This window comes from Promicromonospora sukumoe 327MFSha3.1, from assembly GCF_000385135.1.
GTDB classification, from domain to species: domain Bacteria; phylum Actinomycetota; class Actinomycetes; order Actinomycetales; family Cellulomonadaceae; genus Promicromonospora; species Promicromonospora sukumoe_B.
The window spans coordinates 55,142-71,107 of the sequence record NZ_ARQM01000017.1 but is presented as its reverse complement, the minus strand read 5'-3'; the positions used below and the strand labels follow the sequence as shown (position 1 = coordinate 71,107).

Annotated in this window: 14 protein-coding genes and 1 tRNA gene; 5 read left to right on the top strand and 10 right to left on the bottom strand. The window is 71.1% G+C overall.

What is annotated here, in order from left to right; genetic code table 11:
* Positions 1 to 44 precede the first annotated feature (44 nt).
* The 3 genes from H291_RS0126400 to H291_RS0126390 are packed head-to-tail and all read right to left on the bottom strand — an operon-like array spanning position 45 to position 2,156.
* The gene (locus H291_RS0126400; protein WP_020018039.1) at positions 45 to 854 is read right to left on the bottom strand and encodes an ABC transporter permease; all 810 of its coding nucleotides are present in this window, start codon (positions 852 to 854) and stop codon (positions 45 to 47) included.
* Positions 851 to 1,876: a daunorubicin/doxorubicin resistance ABC transporter ATP-binding protein DrrA gene (locus H291_RS31760; protein ID WP_020018038.1), complete on the bottom strand. Its 1,026-nt coding sequence runs from the start codon at positions 1,874 to 1,876 to the stop codon at positions 851 to 853. Before H291_RS31760 ends, H291_RS0126400 begins: the two co-directional genes overlap by 4 nt.
* A gap of 31 nt (positions 1,877 to 1,907) precedes the next feature.
* Complete coding sequence (locus tag H291_RS0126390; RefSeq protein ID WP_020018037.1) at positions 1,908 to 2,156, bottom strand: hypothetical protein; 249 nt, start codon at positions 2,154 to 2,156, stop codon at positions 1,908 to 1,910.
* Positions 2,157 to 2,336: 180 nt separating this feature from the next.
* Here H291_RS0126390 and fxsT point away from each other — a divergent pair, with 180 nt between their 5' ends.
* Positions 2,337 to 5,384, top strand: a complete 3,048-nt coding sequence (fxsT, locus tag H291_RS34340) for an FxSxx-COOH system tetratricopeptide repeat protein (RefSeq protein ID WP_198012592.1) — start codon at positions 2,337 to 2,339, stop codon at positions 5,382 to 5,384.
* On the opposite strand, the gene H291_RS0126380 is transcribed toward fxsT, so the two are convergent.
* Entirely contained in the window at positions 5,339 to 6,214 is an 876-nt protein-coding gene (locus tag H291_RS0126380; RefSeq protein ID WP_020018035.1) for a hypothetical protein, read from the bottom strand. The genes fxsT and H291_RS0126380 overlap by 46 nt on opposite strands.
* Positions 6,215 to 6,387: 173 nt before the next feature.
* On the opposite strand from H291_RS0126380, the gene H291_RS0126375 reads away from it, so the two are divergent.
* Together H291_RS0126375 and H291_RS0126370 are read left to right on the top strand one after the other, a co-directional pair.
* On the top strand, positions 6,388 to 6,891 hold the full coding sequence (locus tag H291_RS0126375; protein ID WP_157237371.1) for a hypothetical protein: 504 nt from the start codon (positions 6,388 to 6,390) through the stop codon (positions 6,889 to 6,891).
* Between the two features lie 37 nt (positions 6,892 to 6,928).
* Complete coding sequence (locus tag H291_RS0126370) at positions 6,929 to 7,183, top strand: hypothetical protein (protein ID WP_020018033.1); 255 nt, start codon at positions 6,929 to 6,931, stop codon at positions 7,181 to 7,183.
* 114 nt (positions 7,184 to 7,297) lie between these two features.
* Here the strand turns inward: H291_RS0126370 and H291_RS0126365 are convergent.
* Positions 7,298 to 7,368 (bottom strand) — tRNA-Gly (locus H291_RS0126365).
* A 141-nt stretch (positions 7,369 to 7,509) separates the two neighbouring features.
* The gene (locus H291_RS0126360) at positions 7,510 to 8,427 is read right to left on the bottom strand and encodes a LysR family transcriptional regulator (protein ID WP_020018032.1); all 918 of its coding nucleotides are present in this window, start codon (positions 8,425 to 8,427) and stop codon (positions 7,510 to 7,512) included.
* Between the two features lie 70 nt (positions 8,428 to 8,497).
* On the opposite strand from H291_RS0126360, the gene H291_RS0126355 reads away from it, so the two are divergent.
* Complete coding sequence (locus H291_RS0126355; protein ID WP_020018031.1) at positions 8,498 to 9,478, top strand: EamA family transporter; 981 nt, start codon at positions 8,498 to 8,500, stop codon at positions 9,476 to 9,478.
* Here H291_RS0126355 and H291_RS0126350 read toward each other — a convergent pair.
* The 4 genes from H291_RS0126350 to H291_RS0126335 all read right to left on the bottom strand — a co-directional run bounded on the left by H291_RS0126350 (position 9,411) and on the right by H291_RS0126335 (position 14,609).
* Positions 9,411 to 10,322: a carbohydrate ABC transporter permease gene (locus tag H291_RS0126350; protein WP_157237370.1), complete on the bottom strand. Its 912-nt coding sequence runs from the start codon at positions 10,320 to 10,322 to the stop codon at positions 9,411 to 9,413. The genes H291_RS0126355 and H291_RS0126350 overlap by 68 nt on opposite strands.
* A gap of 1 nt (position 10,323) precedes the next feature.
* Positions 10,324 to 11,253, bottom strand: a complete 930-nt coding sequence (locus tag H291_RS0126345) for a carbohydrate ABC transporter permease (protein WP_020018029.1) — start codon at positions 11,251 to 11,253, stop codon at positions 10,324 to 10,326.
* Entirely contained in the window at positions 11,250 to 12,563 is a 1,314-nt protein-coding gene (locus H291_RS0126340) for an ABC transporter substrate-binding protein (protein ID WP_020018028.1), read from the bottom strand. The genes H291_RS0126345 and H291_RS0126340 overlap by 4 nt, the downstream gene beginning before the upstream one ends.
* 117 nt (positions 12,564 to 12,680) lie before the next feature.
* The gene (locus H291_RS0126335) at positions 12,681 to 14,609 is read right to left on the bottom strand and encodes a glycoside hydrolase family 127 protein (RefSeq protein WP_020018027.1); all 1,929 of its coding nucleotides are present in this window, start codon (positions 14,607 to 14,609) and stop codon (positions 12,681 to 12,683) included.
* 215 nt (positions 14,610 to 14,824) lie between these two features.
* On the opposite strand from H291_RS0126335, the gene H291_RS0126330 reads away from it, so the two are divergent.
* A complete protein-coding gene (locus H291_RS0126330) occupies positions 14,825 to 15,856 on the top strand; it encodes a LacI family DNA-binding transcriptional regulator (RefSeq protein ID WP_020018026.1) in 1,032 nt (343 codons plus the stop codon).
* Positions 15,857 to 15,966 lie beyond the last annotated feature (110 nt).

Below are 15,966 nucleotides of genomic sequence, written 5' to 3'. Positions count from 1 at the left end.
CCTCGATCGTAGGCGCGCCCCGGTTCCGGGACCCGGACCGGCGCTCAGGTCTTGGTCCGGTAGATCCGCATCGCGATCGGACCCAGCACCCCCGTCAGGACGACGGACGCGACCAGCACCCAGAGGATCGCGGCCGAGTCGGGCTCGCCGGCCATCATGCTGCGCTCCGCGGTGACCAGGTGGCTCACGGGGTTCACCTCGACGAACGCGCGCAGCCCGGACGGCATGGTGGCCGGGTCGACGAACACGTTCGAGGCGAACGTCAGCGGCATGAGCACCAGCATCGAGATGCCCATGACGGCGTTGGGCGAGCGCACCAGCAGCCCCAGGATGATGAACGTCCAGCTCAGCGCGAAGGCGAACACCAGCAGGAGCAGCACGCCGAGCACCACGCCCGCCAGCCCGCCCTCGGGCCGGAACCCCAGCAGGAGGCCCAGCGCGATGGTGATCACCGAGGCGATCGTGTACCGCACGGTGTCGCCGAGCAGGGCGCCGACCACGGGCGACGGCCGCCAGATCGGCAGGGAGCGGAACCGGTCGAAGACGCCCTTGGAGATGTCGTTGTTGAGCGTGTAGCCGGTGTAGATGGTCACGAACAGGATGGTCTGCACCAGGATGCCCGGCAGCAGGAACTGCACGTACGCCTGCGTCGAGCCGGCCAGCGCCCCGCCGAACAGGTACGTGAACATCAGCGTGAAGATGACGGGGGAGACCAGCACGTCGAAGAGCTGCTCGGGCACGTGCTTGATCTTCAGCAGCGCGCGCCAGCCGAACGTCAGCGTGGTCCCGAGCGCCGACGGCCGCGTGGGCCGGTCGGTCAGGGCGACGGCGTCGCGCAGGGTCGTGGTGGTCATCGCGGCACCTCGCTGGTCTCGCGGGGTCTGGTGTCGCGCTCCGGGGCCGGCTCCTCGTCGTCGGGCAGGGGCTGGCCGGTGAGGGCGAGGAAGACCTCGTCGAGGCTCGGCTGGCCGAGCGTGAACTCCGGCACGGCGATTCCGGCGTCGGTCAGGGCGGGGAGCAGGCGGGGGACGGCGTCCGCGCCGTCGTCCGGCACGCGGGCCGCGATGGCGTGCGGGTCGGAGTCGTAGGTGACCTCGGTGCCGAGCACGCGCTCGGTGATCTCGGCGGCCCGGGTGCGGTCGGTGACCTCGGCGACGCGCAGGTGCACGGCCCCCTCGCCGACCGACCGTTTGAGCTCGCTGGACGTCCCCTCGGCGATGGTCCGCCCGTGGTCGACGACGGCGATGCGGTCGGCGAGCTGGTCGGCCTCGTCGAGGTACTGCGTGGTGAGCAGCACGGTGGCGCCGTCGTCCACCAGCACGCGGACGATGTCCCACACCTGGTTGCGGCTGCGCGGGTCGAGGCCCGTGGTCGGCTCGTCCAGGAACAGCACGCGCGGGGCGAGCACGAGCGACGCGGCGAGGTCGATGCGCCGGTGCATGCCGCCGGAGTAGGTCTTGACCTGGCGCGATCCGGCGTCGGCCAGGTCGAACGCCTCCAGCAGGCCCTGCACCCGACGGCGGGACGCCGCGGGCGTGAAGCCGTAGAGGCGGGCGAGCATGATGAGGTTCTCGGTACCGGTCAGGTCCTCGTCCACGGACGCGTACTGCCCGGTGAGGCCGACGGCGGAGCGCACGGCATCGGCGTCGTGCACCACGTCGTGGCCCAGGACGCTGGCGGTCCCGGCGTCGGGCCGCAGCAGGGTGGCGAGCATGCGGACGACCGTGGTCTTGCCCGCCCCGTTGGGGCCGAGCAGGCCGAAGACGCTGCCCTCGCCGATCGACAGGTCGATACCGTCGACGGCCTTGGTGACGGTCTTGCGGCTGGTGAAGTGCTTGACGAGGCCGCGTGCCTCGACAGCCAGCGAGTCGGACATGGATTCCTCCCGCCCGGCGGCAGGCCGGGGGTCAGCGCGACGACGACGCCGTGGCTCGCCCGATCCGTGCGGCCAGCTGGTCGGCCAGCGACCTCGCGCGTGCCAGCTCCTCCACGATCTTGCGGACCGCGGTGTCGGGGCCCACCGCATTGCGCCCGAGGCGCTCGGGCCATGCTCCCGTGGGGGCCGACCGCGCCACGTCCGTCGTGGTGATCGGGTAGTTGCGCCGGATGCCGCCGGCGTCGACCAGGTCCATGGCGACCTTCCACGTGCGATTCATACGTCGGTCCCGTCGCTCGGTGGTCATTCTCACTGTGCTCTTGGGCACCGGTCCAGCGTCGTCGGCACCACCGCCGTCGGACCAGGGACCAAAGTCCCGCTCTTTCGGGGGCCAAGGCCATGCGGTGGGGCGCGGGTCGACAAAGCACCAGGTCAGCGCGTGTTGCGGTACCTTCTGGCCGTGGTTGTGGATCCAAAGAGTCTGGCGGTCGGGGTTGCGCAGGTCGCACTGCGGGGGATCGGGCAGGCGGACGTCGCGGACATGCTCGGTGACCTGGCCGGCGTCGCCCGACGGACCCCTGAGACGGTTGCGTACGAGCGGTTCCTGAGGGACGTCGAGACCAAGATCGCGGCGTTGCGCCGGGGAGCGGTCACGTCGCACCCCGCGGAGTCGGCGGAGATCGACGCCGTCCTGGAGCAGGTCAGGACGCGGTTCGAGGCGCTGCTCACCGGCACCGACTCGGCGGTCGCGACGGCGCACCTGGAGCCGGACCGGTTCCGTGCGCTCGTGCGGGAGGCGGCCGCGGCCGAGCGGGACCGGTTCGGCGGGGTCGGCCCTCAGGTGTACGAGGACGCCCTCGCGCACGTCACCGAGGCGTTCATCGCGTTCGCGCCGAACCTCCCGCAGTTCGCGACCGTGATGCTCACGGTGATCGCGAACGGCGTGGCCGGCGTGCGGGGCGGCGTCGGGCGCCTGGAGGCGAACGACGCGCGCATGGAGGGCAAGCTGGACTCGGTCCTGTCCGGTCTGCGCCAGGCGCCGGCTCGTACGGGACCGGTCCGGACGGGGACGCTGCCGGGCCGGGCGCCGGAGTTCGTCGACACCGGCATCCTGGACCGGCTCACCGAGCAGGTGGCGCGCGGCGGGCAGGCGACCCTGGTGTCGCTGACCGGCCTGCGCGGCGTCGGCAAGACGCAGGTCGCGGCCGAGTTCGCGCGGCGGTGCGTCAGCGACGGGTGGCCGGTGATCGCGTGGGTGAACGCGGAGTCGCGGGAGTCGCTCGCGACCGATCTGACGGTGCTGGCGAACGAGGTCGTCGGCGTGCGCGACGGCGAGACGACCGAGACGTTGCTGGGCCGGTGGCGCGCGGCGTGGAACAGCGAGCCCGACCCGCGGCGGCTCCTCGTGCTCGACAACCTGACCGACGCCGACCACGTGCGCGGCCTGCTGCCCGACGCCGGCGCCGCGACCGTGATCGTGACGACCTCGGACGCCTCAGCCGTGATCTCCCGGGACGTGCTCGACGTCGCCTCCTGGACCCCGGAGCAGGCGGTCAGCTACCTGCTCGCCTGGACCGGGCTCGACGACCCGGACGGCGCGCTGCGGGTCGCCGAGGAGGTGGGCTTCCTGCCGCTCGCGCTCGCGCAGGCCTCGTGGGTCATGGGCCAGCGGCGTCGTCGGAAGCCCGACTACGGCTTCGCCGAGTACGTGGGCGAGCTCGACGAGGTCGGGCTCGACCGGGTCCTGACCGCCGAGCGGGGCGGGGAGTACCCGCTCAAGACCGCTCAGGCGATCGAGCTGTCGGTCGAGGCAACGCTCGAGGCGTGCGACGACGAGAACGCCCCGGGGGCTGCCGTGCTTGGCGTCCTCGCGCACCTCGATCCAGCGGGCGTGCCCGTGGCCTGGCTCGACGTGCTCGACGAGGCGGCCGGTGGTCTCGACGTGGTCCTGGACGCGATGGAGGCCAGCGCACTGGTCACGCCGTCGCAGGACGGCACGAGCATCGTGATGCACCGCCTGGTCGGGCGCCTGCTACGGGACCGTCCGGGTACGGAGTGGGACGACGCCGGTGGGCACGTCGCCGACGTCCTGGAGAGCGTCGAGCCTGACGCCGCAGGGGAATTCTGGGACCAGCGGCAGAGTGCGCTGTTGCTCAGCAACCACGCCAACGCCGTCCTGGCGTACGCCGGCTCCGATGAGGTGGCCGAGCGGCTGATCGGTATCGCCATCCTGTGTGGTTACCACCTGAACACCCTGCACCTGCTGCAGCCGGCGATCGCCCTCCTCGAACGGCTCGTCGTGACCGCCGAGAGCAGTCTCGGACCCGACCACCTGAACACGCTCACCGCACGCGACAACCTCGCGGGCGCCTACGAGTCGGCGGGTGACCTGGGCCGGGCGGTCCCGATGTACGAGCAGAACCTCGCCGACACCGAGCGGGTGCTGGGGCCTGACCACCCCGACACCCTCACGTCACGCAACAACCTCGCCTACGCCTACCAGGCCGTCGGCGACCTGCGGCAGGCCGTCCCGTTGTTCGAGCGGACCCTCGACGACCGTGAGCGGGCTCTGGGCCCCGATGACCCGGGCACCCTCATGTCGCGAAACAACCTCGCCCACGTCTACCTGACCCTCGGTGATCATGACCGCGCGGTCCCGTTGTACGAGCGCACTCTTGCCGCCCGTGAGCAGGTGCTGGGCCCGGACGACCCCGACACCCTCGCGTCACGCAACAACCTTGCCTACGCGTACGACACCGCCGGTGACCTGGCTCGGGCCGTCCCGTTGTACGAGCGAACCCTCGCCGACCGTGAGCGGGTGCTGGGCCCTGACCATCCCGACACCCTGATGTCGCGCAACAACCTCGCCGGCGCCTACGACTCCGCCGGTGACCTGGCTCAGGCGGTCCCGTTGTACGAGCAGACTCTCGTCGACGGTGAGCGGGTGCTGGGACCCGACCACCCGAGCACCCTGATCTCGCGGAACAACCTCGCGGGCGCGTACGTCTCCTCGGGTGATCTGGGCCGAGGTGTTCCTCTGTACGAGCAGAACCTCGCCGACCGCGAGCGGGTGCTGGGGGCCGACCACCCCGACACGCTCATGTCAGTCGGCAACCTCGCGCACGCCTACGAGGCTGCCGGGAAGCTGGATCTGGCCATTCCCCTGTACGAGCAGGCCCTGGCCGACCGTGAGCGGGTGCTCGGAGCCGATCATCCGAACACGCTCGTGTCGCGGGATCACCTGGCGCTCGCGCTGACTGAGGCCGACCAGCATGAACGGGCGGTGGAGCTCGTGACGGCGAACGCGGGTCTTACGGCCGGACGGTTCGGGCCGAGTGACGCGCGCACCCTGGACGGTCTCGACACGCTTGGGTATGTGCAGGGCCTTGCCGGGGAGCCGGAGACGGCGGAGGAGACCTGGCGTGGGGCGCATGCGACGGCGGTTGAGTGTCTTGGGGACGATCATGCGGTTACCCGGCTCTTGGCGGGGCGGTTGGGTCTGGAGTGACCTGGGGCACTCGCAGGAGTAGTCACGAAGCCGACGTAGTTGCCGCTGAAGTACCCATCGCGGCGCGCGCGGCGAGGCGAGAAGTAGACGCGGACGTCGAACCATTGGTCGATCACGACAATGGCCCGACGGTCGCGGTCGAAGTCGTGAAGCACTAGCCCGCCCAGGCTCAGCGGGCCAGACGGACTGCCGTTCTCGGGTGGTTGCTGAGGCCACCAGAAGACCTCGACCTCAGTGATCATGCGCGGTCCGCGACGGCGCCAGTGCCGGGTGACGTTCCAGATTCGGGCGAGCCGCAAGCGGTCGGGCATCAGTGGCCCGGCCCAGATCCCGAGGCCGTCACTGCTGCCACGCTGTTCCCAGATCACCGACCAGGTCGTGCCGTCGTCGAGGTCGAGCTCCAGTCCGTGCCCGACGACGTCGCGATCGCCCTCGTGCCAGTACGGCATGTCGTGCTCATAGTCCAGATCGGCGTATCGAGCCCCTGTGATGGCCCGACCTGTCAGCACCTCACGAACGGCGTCGGTGACCATGGTGGCGTCGGCGCCGTTCGTGACCCAGGCCGTCCATCGGAGCAGAGAGTGCGCCCACGCGCCCGGTGGCGGCTCTTGACCCGCGAGGCCGGCAGCTTTGTACAGCCGGCGGGTACAGGTGCGGCAGTCAGCGCGCCCCCGGCCGTTGAACGGATGCCGGTAGACGTCGACCTGGCTCGGCGACAAGCCGCAGAACGTGCCGCCGTCGTCGGTGACGCCGTGTTCCTGACCGGATTGCTCACGATCTGTGACGAGCCGCGCGGCTGAGGTCCAGGGACCGTCGGTGTCGATGATCATCTGCACTCTCCTTCAGCTCCGGCACTGGCCGTCTGCCGGAGAGTACAGGCCTTGGTCGGTCTGACCCGTGCCGTTTATTCGGAGCAGCGACGCAACGCTTCGGTCGTGGATTTGATCCCTGAGCCGATCCGGAGTCGTCGGGATCGGTGCGCCTGACCGGTAGGTTCGTCGGCATGGGAAGAAAGGCGCGAAAGCCGCGTCCCGAACTGCTTTTCGCTGGCGCGCCCACGTTCGACCTCGGTGCGCTCGATCGTGGGCTGGCGCGCGCGGCGCGCGCGGAGGTCGGCATCGGCGGCAGCCTTGTCTTCGCCGTCGACCCTGATCAGGACGTGCTCGCGGATGAGACCCCCAAGCGCGTGGCGGTCTACCGCCGGGGGCCGGTCGTCAGCACCTCCGGTCTGGCGGACCTGGCGGCGCTGGTCAGTTCGCTGACGGTCGACGCGTTCACCGACTTCCTGTGCATGTGTCCAGGTGACCTTGTGATTGAGTTCTTCGACGCCGAGGGCACGCTGATCGAGATCGTCCGGATCGATCTCCCGGGGTCGATCGAGTGCCACCGCTGGCCCGGCGGGGCCAAGCTCGCCGAACCCGAACGGCTCGCTGCCTGGCTACGTGCCCATGACCTGCCCGCAGACAGAGACGACCTGTGTGCTCGTCTTGCGGCGGCAGAGGCCTAGTGAGCTCGCTCACGATGGATGACGAAAGGGCAGGCTGGTGACGATTGACGAGCTGCGGTCGGAGTTGCAGCGCAGGCGGGTACCAGAATTTGCGTACAGCATCGGGCGCGACGAGAACGAAACCTACTGCCTGGTCCAGGGGCCCGACAGCTGGCACGTCTACTACAGCGAACGAGGCAACCGGATCGCCGAGAGGGTGTTCGCCTCAGAGGCGACGGCCTGTGAGTGCCTTGTGCAGATGGTGCTCAACGATGGCGTCGTCCGGGGGTGGATGGACGAGCACAACAGGTGAGCCCGTTGGTATGAGAGTGAGGGCCATGTGGGACCACTCGGCGCTGCCTCCAGCCCTCCACAATGCACGAAGCCCAGGTCAGAAACACTCTCTGACCTGGGCTTCCGCACTCTGAGCGGGCGACGGGAATCGAACCCGCGTAATTAGTTTGGAAGACTAAGGCTCTACCATTGAGCTACGCCCGCAAGCCCGTGCTCGATGCACGGTGCGGGCGTTACCTTAGCAAACCTCGCGCCCAACCAGCGGTTCCGCCCGCGTGGCGTGCGTCGCCTTCGCGCCGCCGCCCCACTCGCGCTGCCAAGCAGCCGGCACCATCAGCCCAGACCTCACGCACCCACCTCAGCCCCCACCGCCCGAAACGCCTCGAGCGCCGTCCGCACCGCCAGCCGCTCCGCATGATCCGGCCGCAGTATCGCCACGATCCACCGCGCCGCGTCCATCCCGTGCACCGGCCGCAGCACCAGCCCGGCACCAGGCGCCGTCGAGTACCGAGGCAGCACCCCAACCCGGTCGCTGGCCGCCACCAAAGCCTCGATCAGCCGGTTGTCCCGCAGCCGCTGCGCCACCCGCACGGGCTCACCCGCCGCCGTCTCGACCGCTATGCGCAGCCCGTCGAACGGGTACCCGAGCGGCACCCCGTACCACTCGTACGCGACCAGGTCCCGGGCGGTGACCCGCGCCTTCGCCGCCAGGGGATGGCCAGAACGCAGCGCGATGTCCAGCGGCTCCCGCAGCAGGGCCGCCGTCACCAGGTGCTCCGCGCCCGCCGGCACGGGCCCGGTGAAGCTGTGCCCGATGACGATGTCGTGGTCAGCGACCATCCCCGAGTACTCCGACTCCGCGATGTCCATATCGCTGCACTCGAGCGAGACCTCCGTCCCGGCGAGCCGCTCGAGCACGCCCGGCAGCAGCACCGTCGCCGCACTCGGCAGCGTCGCCACTCGCACGGTGCCCGACGCCGAGCCCATGAACTCGTCCCACCGCGCCTGCACCTGGGCGACCGTCCGGGAGACCTCCCGGCCGCCGTCGGCCAGGAGGCGGCCCGCCTCGGTGAGGCGCAGGCCCCGGCCGTGCGGCTCGACGAGCGGGATGCCGCGCAGCTCCCGCTGCGCGGTGCGCAGCTGCTGCGACACCGCCGACGGCGTCCGGTGCGTCGCCTTGGCCACGGCCGTCACGGAGCCGCGGTCCGCGAACTCGCGCAGCAGGTCGAGGTGCCGCGGGTCGACGCGAGAGAGGTCGTTCATGTAGGCAGCCTACAAGGAGCGGTAGAACATTTCGCTTGTCCTTCAACTCGGATCAGACGACGCTCAGGACATGCCGATCTCGCACCGCCTGCTCGCCGCGTCCGTCGCGGTCATGTGGGGGCTCAACTTCATCGCGATCCACGCCTCGCTGGAGCAGTTTCCGCCGTTCCTGCTCGCGGCGCTGCGGTTCGCGGTCATCGCCGTCCCCACGATCCTGCTGGTGCCGCGCCCCAAGGTGCCGGTGCGGTGGCTGCTGGGCTACGGGATCGGGTTCGGCACCCTGCAGTTCCTCTTCCTCTACTGGGGCATGGCGGCGGGGATGCCGACGGGGCTCGCGTCCCTGGTGCTCCAGTCGTCCGCGCCGTTCACGGTGCTGCTCGGCGCCACGGTGTTCCGCGAGCGCGTGTCCGCCCGGCAGCTCGTAGGCCTCTCGGTCGCGACCCTCGGTCTCGCCGTCGTCGGCTGGTCCCAGGCGCAGGCCGCGGCGTTCGGGCCGTTCCTCCTGGTCCTGGCGGGCGGCTTCGGCTGGGCGATCGGCAACGTGTCCAGCGCCCGCGCCAAGGCGCCGAACCCCCTGCACCTGACCTTGTGGATGTCGGTGGTGCCGCCGATCCCGATGCTGGCACTCTCGCTGGTCATCGAGGGGCCCGATGCCATCGCCCGCTCGTTCATCCCCGGACCAGCCATGGCCCCCGCGCTCCTCGGCCTCGCCTACACGGTCCTGATCGGCACCCTGGCCGGCTCCGGCGTCTGGACCTGGCTCATGGCCCGGCACCCCGCGGGCGTCGTCGCCCCGTTCTCCATGCTGGTTCCCGTGGTCGGCCTGAGTGCCTCGGCCGTGCTGCTCGGCGAGCAGATCGGCGTGTGGACGGCGACCGGCGCGGCCCTTGTCATCACCGGAGTGCTCTGGGGCGCGCGGCGCCGGGCTACGGCACCGAGCGCCCCAGAGCAGCTCACACCAGATCAGCGCGCCCCAGAAAACCTCATCCCTTCACCGACCCCGACGCCAGCCCCGCCACGTAGTACCGCTGGAGCGCCACGTACAAGATGACGCACGGGATCATCGCGATGACCGACCCTGCCGCCAGCAGACCGAAGTTGACCTGCCCGTACGCCCCCTGCTGGAGGTTCACCAGCGACACCGGCAGCGTGTACAGGCTGGAGTCGGTCAGGAACGTCAGCGCCCCGAGGAACTCCGTCCACGACGCCAGGAACGCGTACAGCGCCGCCGTCGCTGTGCCCGGCACCACCAGCGGCCGTAGCACCGACACCAGGATCCGCACCGTCCCGGCGCCGTCGACGTGCGCCGAGTCCTCGAGCTCCGTCGGCACCGCCGCGAACGTGTTGCGCATGACGAAGATGCCGAACGGCAGGTTCACGGTCGTGTAGAAGAGCACCAGCCCGAACAGGCTGTCCGTGAGCCCCATGACGTTCATCTGCAGGTAGAGCGGGGTCAGGATCGCCTGGAACGGGATCATCAGCGTGACCAGCACCAGCCCGAACAGCACCGTGCGCCCCCGGAACGGGAACCGTGCGAAGCCGTACCCGGCCAGCGTCGCGAGCACCGCGGTGAGCAGCGCCGTCGACACGGACACGATCGCCGAGTTGAGGATGCCGCGCCACACCTCCGGCTGGTTCACCACGGCCTGGAAGTTGACCCACGACAGTTCGAAGAACCGGCCGTCGGGGGCCGCCACGATGACGTCGCCCGGCTGCCCGGCCCGCACGAACGCGACCACGAGCGGCACCAGGAACACCAGAGCGGCCAGCGTTCCGCCCACCATGTAGAGCGTCCGCTTGATCCTGGTGTCCCGCTCCGGCCCCGAGGGCGAAGCGGGCACCACGGCAGGACGCCGCGTGACACGCGCCCCAACAGGTGCAGTGACCGTAACCATGTCAGCTCCTCTCCCGCAGCAGCCAGAACTGGGCCGCGGTGACCAGACCGGTGATGACGACCAGCACGAGCGACATCGCCGTCGCCGCGCCGAGCTGGAGCTGCACGAACGCCCGCCGGTAGATGGCCATGACGATCGTCGTGGTCTCCGACCCGGGCCCGCCCTGGGTCAGGATGTAGAACTGCGTGAACGCGAGGAACGACCCGATGACGGACAGGATCACGGTCATCGCGATGGTCCGGCGCAGCATCGGCACCGTGATCTGCAGCTCCCGCTGCCACCACGACGCGCCGTCGATCTCCGCCGACTCGTAGACCTCGCGCGGGATGCCCTGCATGCCCGACATGAGCAGCACCATCGTCAGCCCCGACACGCCCCAGACCACCATGACGCACAGCAGCCCGGTGGCGAGCGGCCCGTCGACGAGCCACGCCGTCGTCCCGTCGGTCATCCCGAGGAAGCGCAGCGCCACGTTGACCAGACCGCTGTTCGGCTGGGCCTCCAGCAGCATGAGGAAGCTGAGCGTCGTCAGCCCGATGACGAACGGCACGAAGAAGATGGTGCGCAGCAGCGTCGCGCCCCGCCGGTTGGATCGCACCAGCACGGCCAGCCCGTATCCGAGCAGCAGGATCGGCAGCGTGACGATCGCCGTGTAGAGCAGCGTGTAGCCCAGCGCGCTCCAGAACGTCGGGTCCGTGAGCACCGAGGCGTAGTTGTCGAGCCCGATGAACCGGTACGGCCCGATCAGCGGGAAGTTGGTCAGCGAGATGTACACGGCCACGAGCAGCGGCACGAAGACGAACACGACCACCAGCGCGACCGCCGGCGTCACCAGCGCGAGCCCCGTGCGGCTCGGGTGCGTGAGGGTCCCGTACCTGCGGCGGCGCAGTGCCTGCGGGGCGGACGCCGCCGCCGTCGTCGGGGCGCTCATGCCTGCGCCTGCTTCAGGATGCGGTCGTACGTGGTCTGGGCCTCCTGCATGGCGGCATCGACCTCCCCGTCGAAGACGGCGGAACGGAACATGCGCAGCCACGGTCCGTCCTGCTGGTTGTAGATGAGGTTGTAGGCGAGCGTGGTCGGCGCGTACCCGCGGTCGAGCGCCTCCAGCGGGGGCAGCACCAGCGGGTACTTCTCCGCGAACTCGGGCGTGCGGACGTCGGAGCGGACGGGGGAGTAGAAGCCCTCCGGCATCCGCGCCTGCTGCTCGACGGCGACGGCGAACCGCATGAACTCCCATGCCGCCGAGGGGTTCCGCGCGCCGTTGAGCATGCAGAGGTTGTCCCCGCCGTCGAAGAACGCCCGCCCGCCGTCGGGCCCGGGGAGGAGCACCACCTTGGTGTGCTCCAGCAGCGCCTCGTCCGCGTTGGGGACGACGACGCCGAAGCCCGCGGGGAACATGCCCAGCCGGCCGGCCGTGTAGTCGGCGGACCAGCGGGAGGCGTCGTCCGAGAAGCTGCCCGGCGGCACGAGCTGCTCCGCCCACAGTGTGCGTTCGAGGTCGAGCGTGCGACGCAGCGCCTCGTTGCCGACGACGTCGCCGCGCTGGCTACCGACGTCGCCCGCGATGAGGTCGCGGTCGGTGGCCCAGACGTGCGGCTGGACGGTGAAGCCCAGCGCGCCCGAGGCGTTGCCGGGGAACGACCAGCCGTAGACGTCATCCTCCAGGGCGCTGATCGCGCGGGCCGCCGCGAGGATGCCGTCGAAGTCCCTGGTGTGCTCGTCGACGTCGAGGCCCGCGCGGTCGAACAGCTCGGTGTTGCAGAACAGCACCGAGAAGTCGCCGATGAACGGCAGCCCGTAGTTGCGCCCGTCCTTGGTGCTCAGGGCCAGGTGCCCGGGGCTCAGCGCGTCGCCGATGCCCAGGTCCTCGATGAGCGGCGTCAGGTCCGTGAACGCGCCGCGGTAGGCGAACAGGGTCGAGTAGATGTCGTCGATGTCGATCACGTCGGGCACCCGCCCGCCGCGGATCGCGGTGGCGAGCTTGGTCACGTACTGCCCGTTCTGGATGGGCGTGACCTGCACGCGGATCCGGTCCTGGGCCTGGTGGAACGCGTCGACGACGGCCTGGGTGCCGTTGACGGTGTCCGACCGGCACCACAGGTTCAGGGTGCCCGTCGCGTTCTCACCGAAGCCCGCGGCCTCGACGTTCGCCGGCCGCAGGGTCCCGCCGCAGCCGGCGAGTGCGGCAGCCGCCGTCGCCGAGCCGGCGAGGGTGAGCAGCTGGCGTCTGGTGAGCTCCATCGCTCTCCTTCCTTACGCATCGTTACGCAGGGTGGGGTACCGCTGGTCGAGCTTGTCGAGACCTGGTGAGTGGTCTCGACAAGCTCGACCAGCGGGGGTGGGCTGGTTTCGGCAGGCTCAACCCGCGTTCGTCGGGACCCAGACCCGCATCGGCTGCGGGCCGCGGTTGGCCCACGCGTAGTAGGGGATCGCGGTCAGCGTCACGTCCCGCACCGGGTCGGCCGACGGCGTCGTGGCCGGCCCGTACGGCGTCGTCGCCCCGGCATCCGGCCCGGGGACGACGGCGCCGTGCGCCCGGACCACCGTGACCCCGCCCAGCAGGTCGGCGCGGAACTCGTCGGACAGCGCGCCGGAGACGTCGATCCGCAGGTCGTCGACCACGGCGCCGGCCTCCTGGTCCGGCTGCTCCAGCGCGTACACCAGGGGCCCGCGCTCGATCGCGACGCTGCCGCGCACGGCGTCGACCCGGGGGTCGGCCGAGGTGAGCCGCGGCGTCATCGGCAGGTCGAGCCGCACGACGTCGCCCGCGGCGAACCGGCGGGTGACCTTGGCGTACGTGCCGGCGGGGACCTGGGCGCCGTCGACCGTGGCGCCGTCGGCCCAGGCGGGGACGCGCAGGGCGAGCGTCGTCTCGGCGTCGGGCGCCTCCTCGACGTGCAGCGCGATGCTGCCCTCGTCGGGGTACGCGGTCTCGACGCGCAGCCGGAGAGCGCCGCCGTCGAGCGGCGCGGTCACGGTGCCGGGCGCGTACTGGTGCAGCTGCAGGCTCGGCCCGTCCGCCGTGGCCACGTAGCCGGTGAAGCTGGAGACCGTGCGCATGATGTTGGGCGGGCAGCACGCGCAGTCGAACCAGCCGCGGCGGCCGTGCGCCGGGCTGCGGTCCTCCTCGGCGTGCGCGTCGCTGCGCAGCTGGAGCGGGTTCACGTAGAAGTACTCGGTGCCGCTCAGCGACACCCCGGCGAGGAACCCGTTGAGCAGCATGCGCTCGATCTGGTCGGCGTAGCGGGCCTCGCCCGTGGCGAGCAGCATGCGCCACGCCCACTGCACGCCGCCGATCGCGGCGCACGTCTCGGCGTACCCGCGGTCGGTCGGCAGCTCGTACGGGTCGCCGAACGCCTCGCCCTCCCAGCGCGCCCCGAGGCCGCCGGTCAGGTACTGCTTGCCGCGCTCCATCGCGCGGTACTGGGTGTCGAGCGCGGCCAGCAGCTCGGCGTCGCCGGTCTCGATGGCGACGTCGGCCGCGCCGGCGCCCAGGTACACCGCGCGCACGGCGTGGCCCTCGACCGTGGTGGCCTCGCGGACCTTGACGCGGTCGGAGAAGTAGGTGGGCTGCTTGCCGTGCGCCTCGATGACGCCGGTGCCGCGCGCCTCGACGAACCAGCTCGCCAGGTCCAGGTACGCCCGGGTGCCGGTCTCGCGGTACAGCTCGACGAGGGCCATCTCGATCACGGGGTGGCCGTCGACCTCCCGGAGCTGGCCGGGCCCGTCTCCGAACGTGGCGACCAGGTGGCCGGCCAGCTTGACCGCGACGTCGAGCAGCTCGGTGTGGCCCGTGCCGCGCACCTGCGCGACGGCGGCCTGGAACAGGTGCCCGGCGCAGTACAGCTCGTGGCTCCACGGCAGGTCGCTGTACCGGGGCACGTTCCGCAGCGCGGGCACGGAGTCGAGGTAGCCGTCGTCGGCCTGGGCGGCCGCGAGCAGGCTCGTGACGTGGAGCTGGTCGGCCAGGAGCTGCGCGTCGGGCTCCCGTGCGTACTCCCAGGCGGCGGCCTCGAGCCACTTGTGCACGTCGGAGTCCGCGAAGATCGGGCCGATCGCCTCGCCGTCGGCCACCCCCGCGGCGATCTCCAGGTTGCGCAGGTTGCCGGCCTTGGCGAGCTGCTCCAGCCCGCCCGGGATCGCGGCGGACCGGTTGACGTCGGCGGTGCGGCGCCACAGCCCGGCGTCCACCGTGACGTACCCGGGGGCAAGGGGCCGCAGCAGCACCCGGGCGTCGTTCGTGGGTTCGGCCGGTCCGCGCGTCGTACCGCTGGGCGTCGTCGTCATCGATGCTCTCCTCCGGACGGAAACTAGGAATCCGATTTCCTGATCGTAGGGACCCGGTGCGGCGAGCGTCAAAGGTCTGGGCGAAATTGCTCAGAACTCGGTGCTGACCTGTGCTTGGAGGTACTATCGCGTCAGGTTGGGCCAGTGCCGGACGAGTGCGGCGGCCACCTGGCGGAAAGTTCGGAAGGAAAATGGGGCGAGGAAGGGCGGTGCCGATGGACCGCGGTGCGGTAGTACGGATCACGGACGTCGCGGCGCTCGCGGGCGTCTCGCCGAGCACGGTGTCCAAGGCGCTCAACGACACCGGCTCGCTGCGGGAGAGCACCCGCGCTCGGGTCCGGGAGGCGGCCGAGCGGCTGGGCTTCGTGCCCGACGCCAGTGCGCGCTCCCTGTCGGCCCGGCGCAGCTTCACCGTGGGCCTGCTCAGCACCGACTCGGCCGGCCGGTTCTCGCTGCCCGTGGTGCTCGGCGCGGAGAACGCGCTGGTGGGCGGCGAGCTGTCGGCGCTGCTGGCCACGGCCCGGCACGACCCGGTGCGCGAGCAGCACCACGTGCGCGCACTGGTGGCCCGGCGGGTCGACGGCATCATCGTCACCGGCCGCACCACCGAGCCCCGCGAGCCCATCAAGGTGCCGATGCCGGTGGTCTACGCGTTCGCGCCGTCGTCCGACGCCGACGACGCCTCCGTGGTGCCCGACGACGCCCTCGGCATGCGGCTGCTCGTCGAGCACCTGGTGGGCCTGGGCCGACGTCGGATCGCGTACGTGGGTGGGCGCGCCGAACAGGCGGCGTCGCTGGTGCGGTACGAGACGCTCGCGGCGGAGCTCGCCGCGCGCGACCTGGCCGCGGTCGGGGAGCCGCTGTACGGCGACTGGTCGGAGCAGTGGGGGCGGCGCGCGGTGGACCAGATCCTGGCCGGTGGCCCGGGCTCCGGGCGTGCGGACGGTGCCCTGCCCGTGGACGCGATCGTCTTCGCCTCCGACCAGCTCGCCCGCGGGGGATGCGACCGGCTCCGCGAGCGGGGTCTGCGCGTGCCCGACGACGTCGCCGTGACCGGCTACGACGACTGGGACGTGATGTCGCTGGCCAGCCGTCCGCCGCTGACCACGGTGGACATGCAGCTCGAACGGTTGGGCCAGCGCGCCGCCGAGCTGCTGATCGCGGCGATCGAGGGCGACCCGGCCCGCGGCGTCGAACGCCTGGCGCCGCGGCTGGTGGTCCGGGCGTCGACGCTGGGCGACGGTTAGATCTGACTGTCCGCCTCTCCTTCGAGGCCTAAGTTTCTCCTCTTTGCGGTCGTCGAAAGACGAGAAACCTAGGCCTCGAAGGAGAGGGGGCCTCCGGGGACGGACCGGCA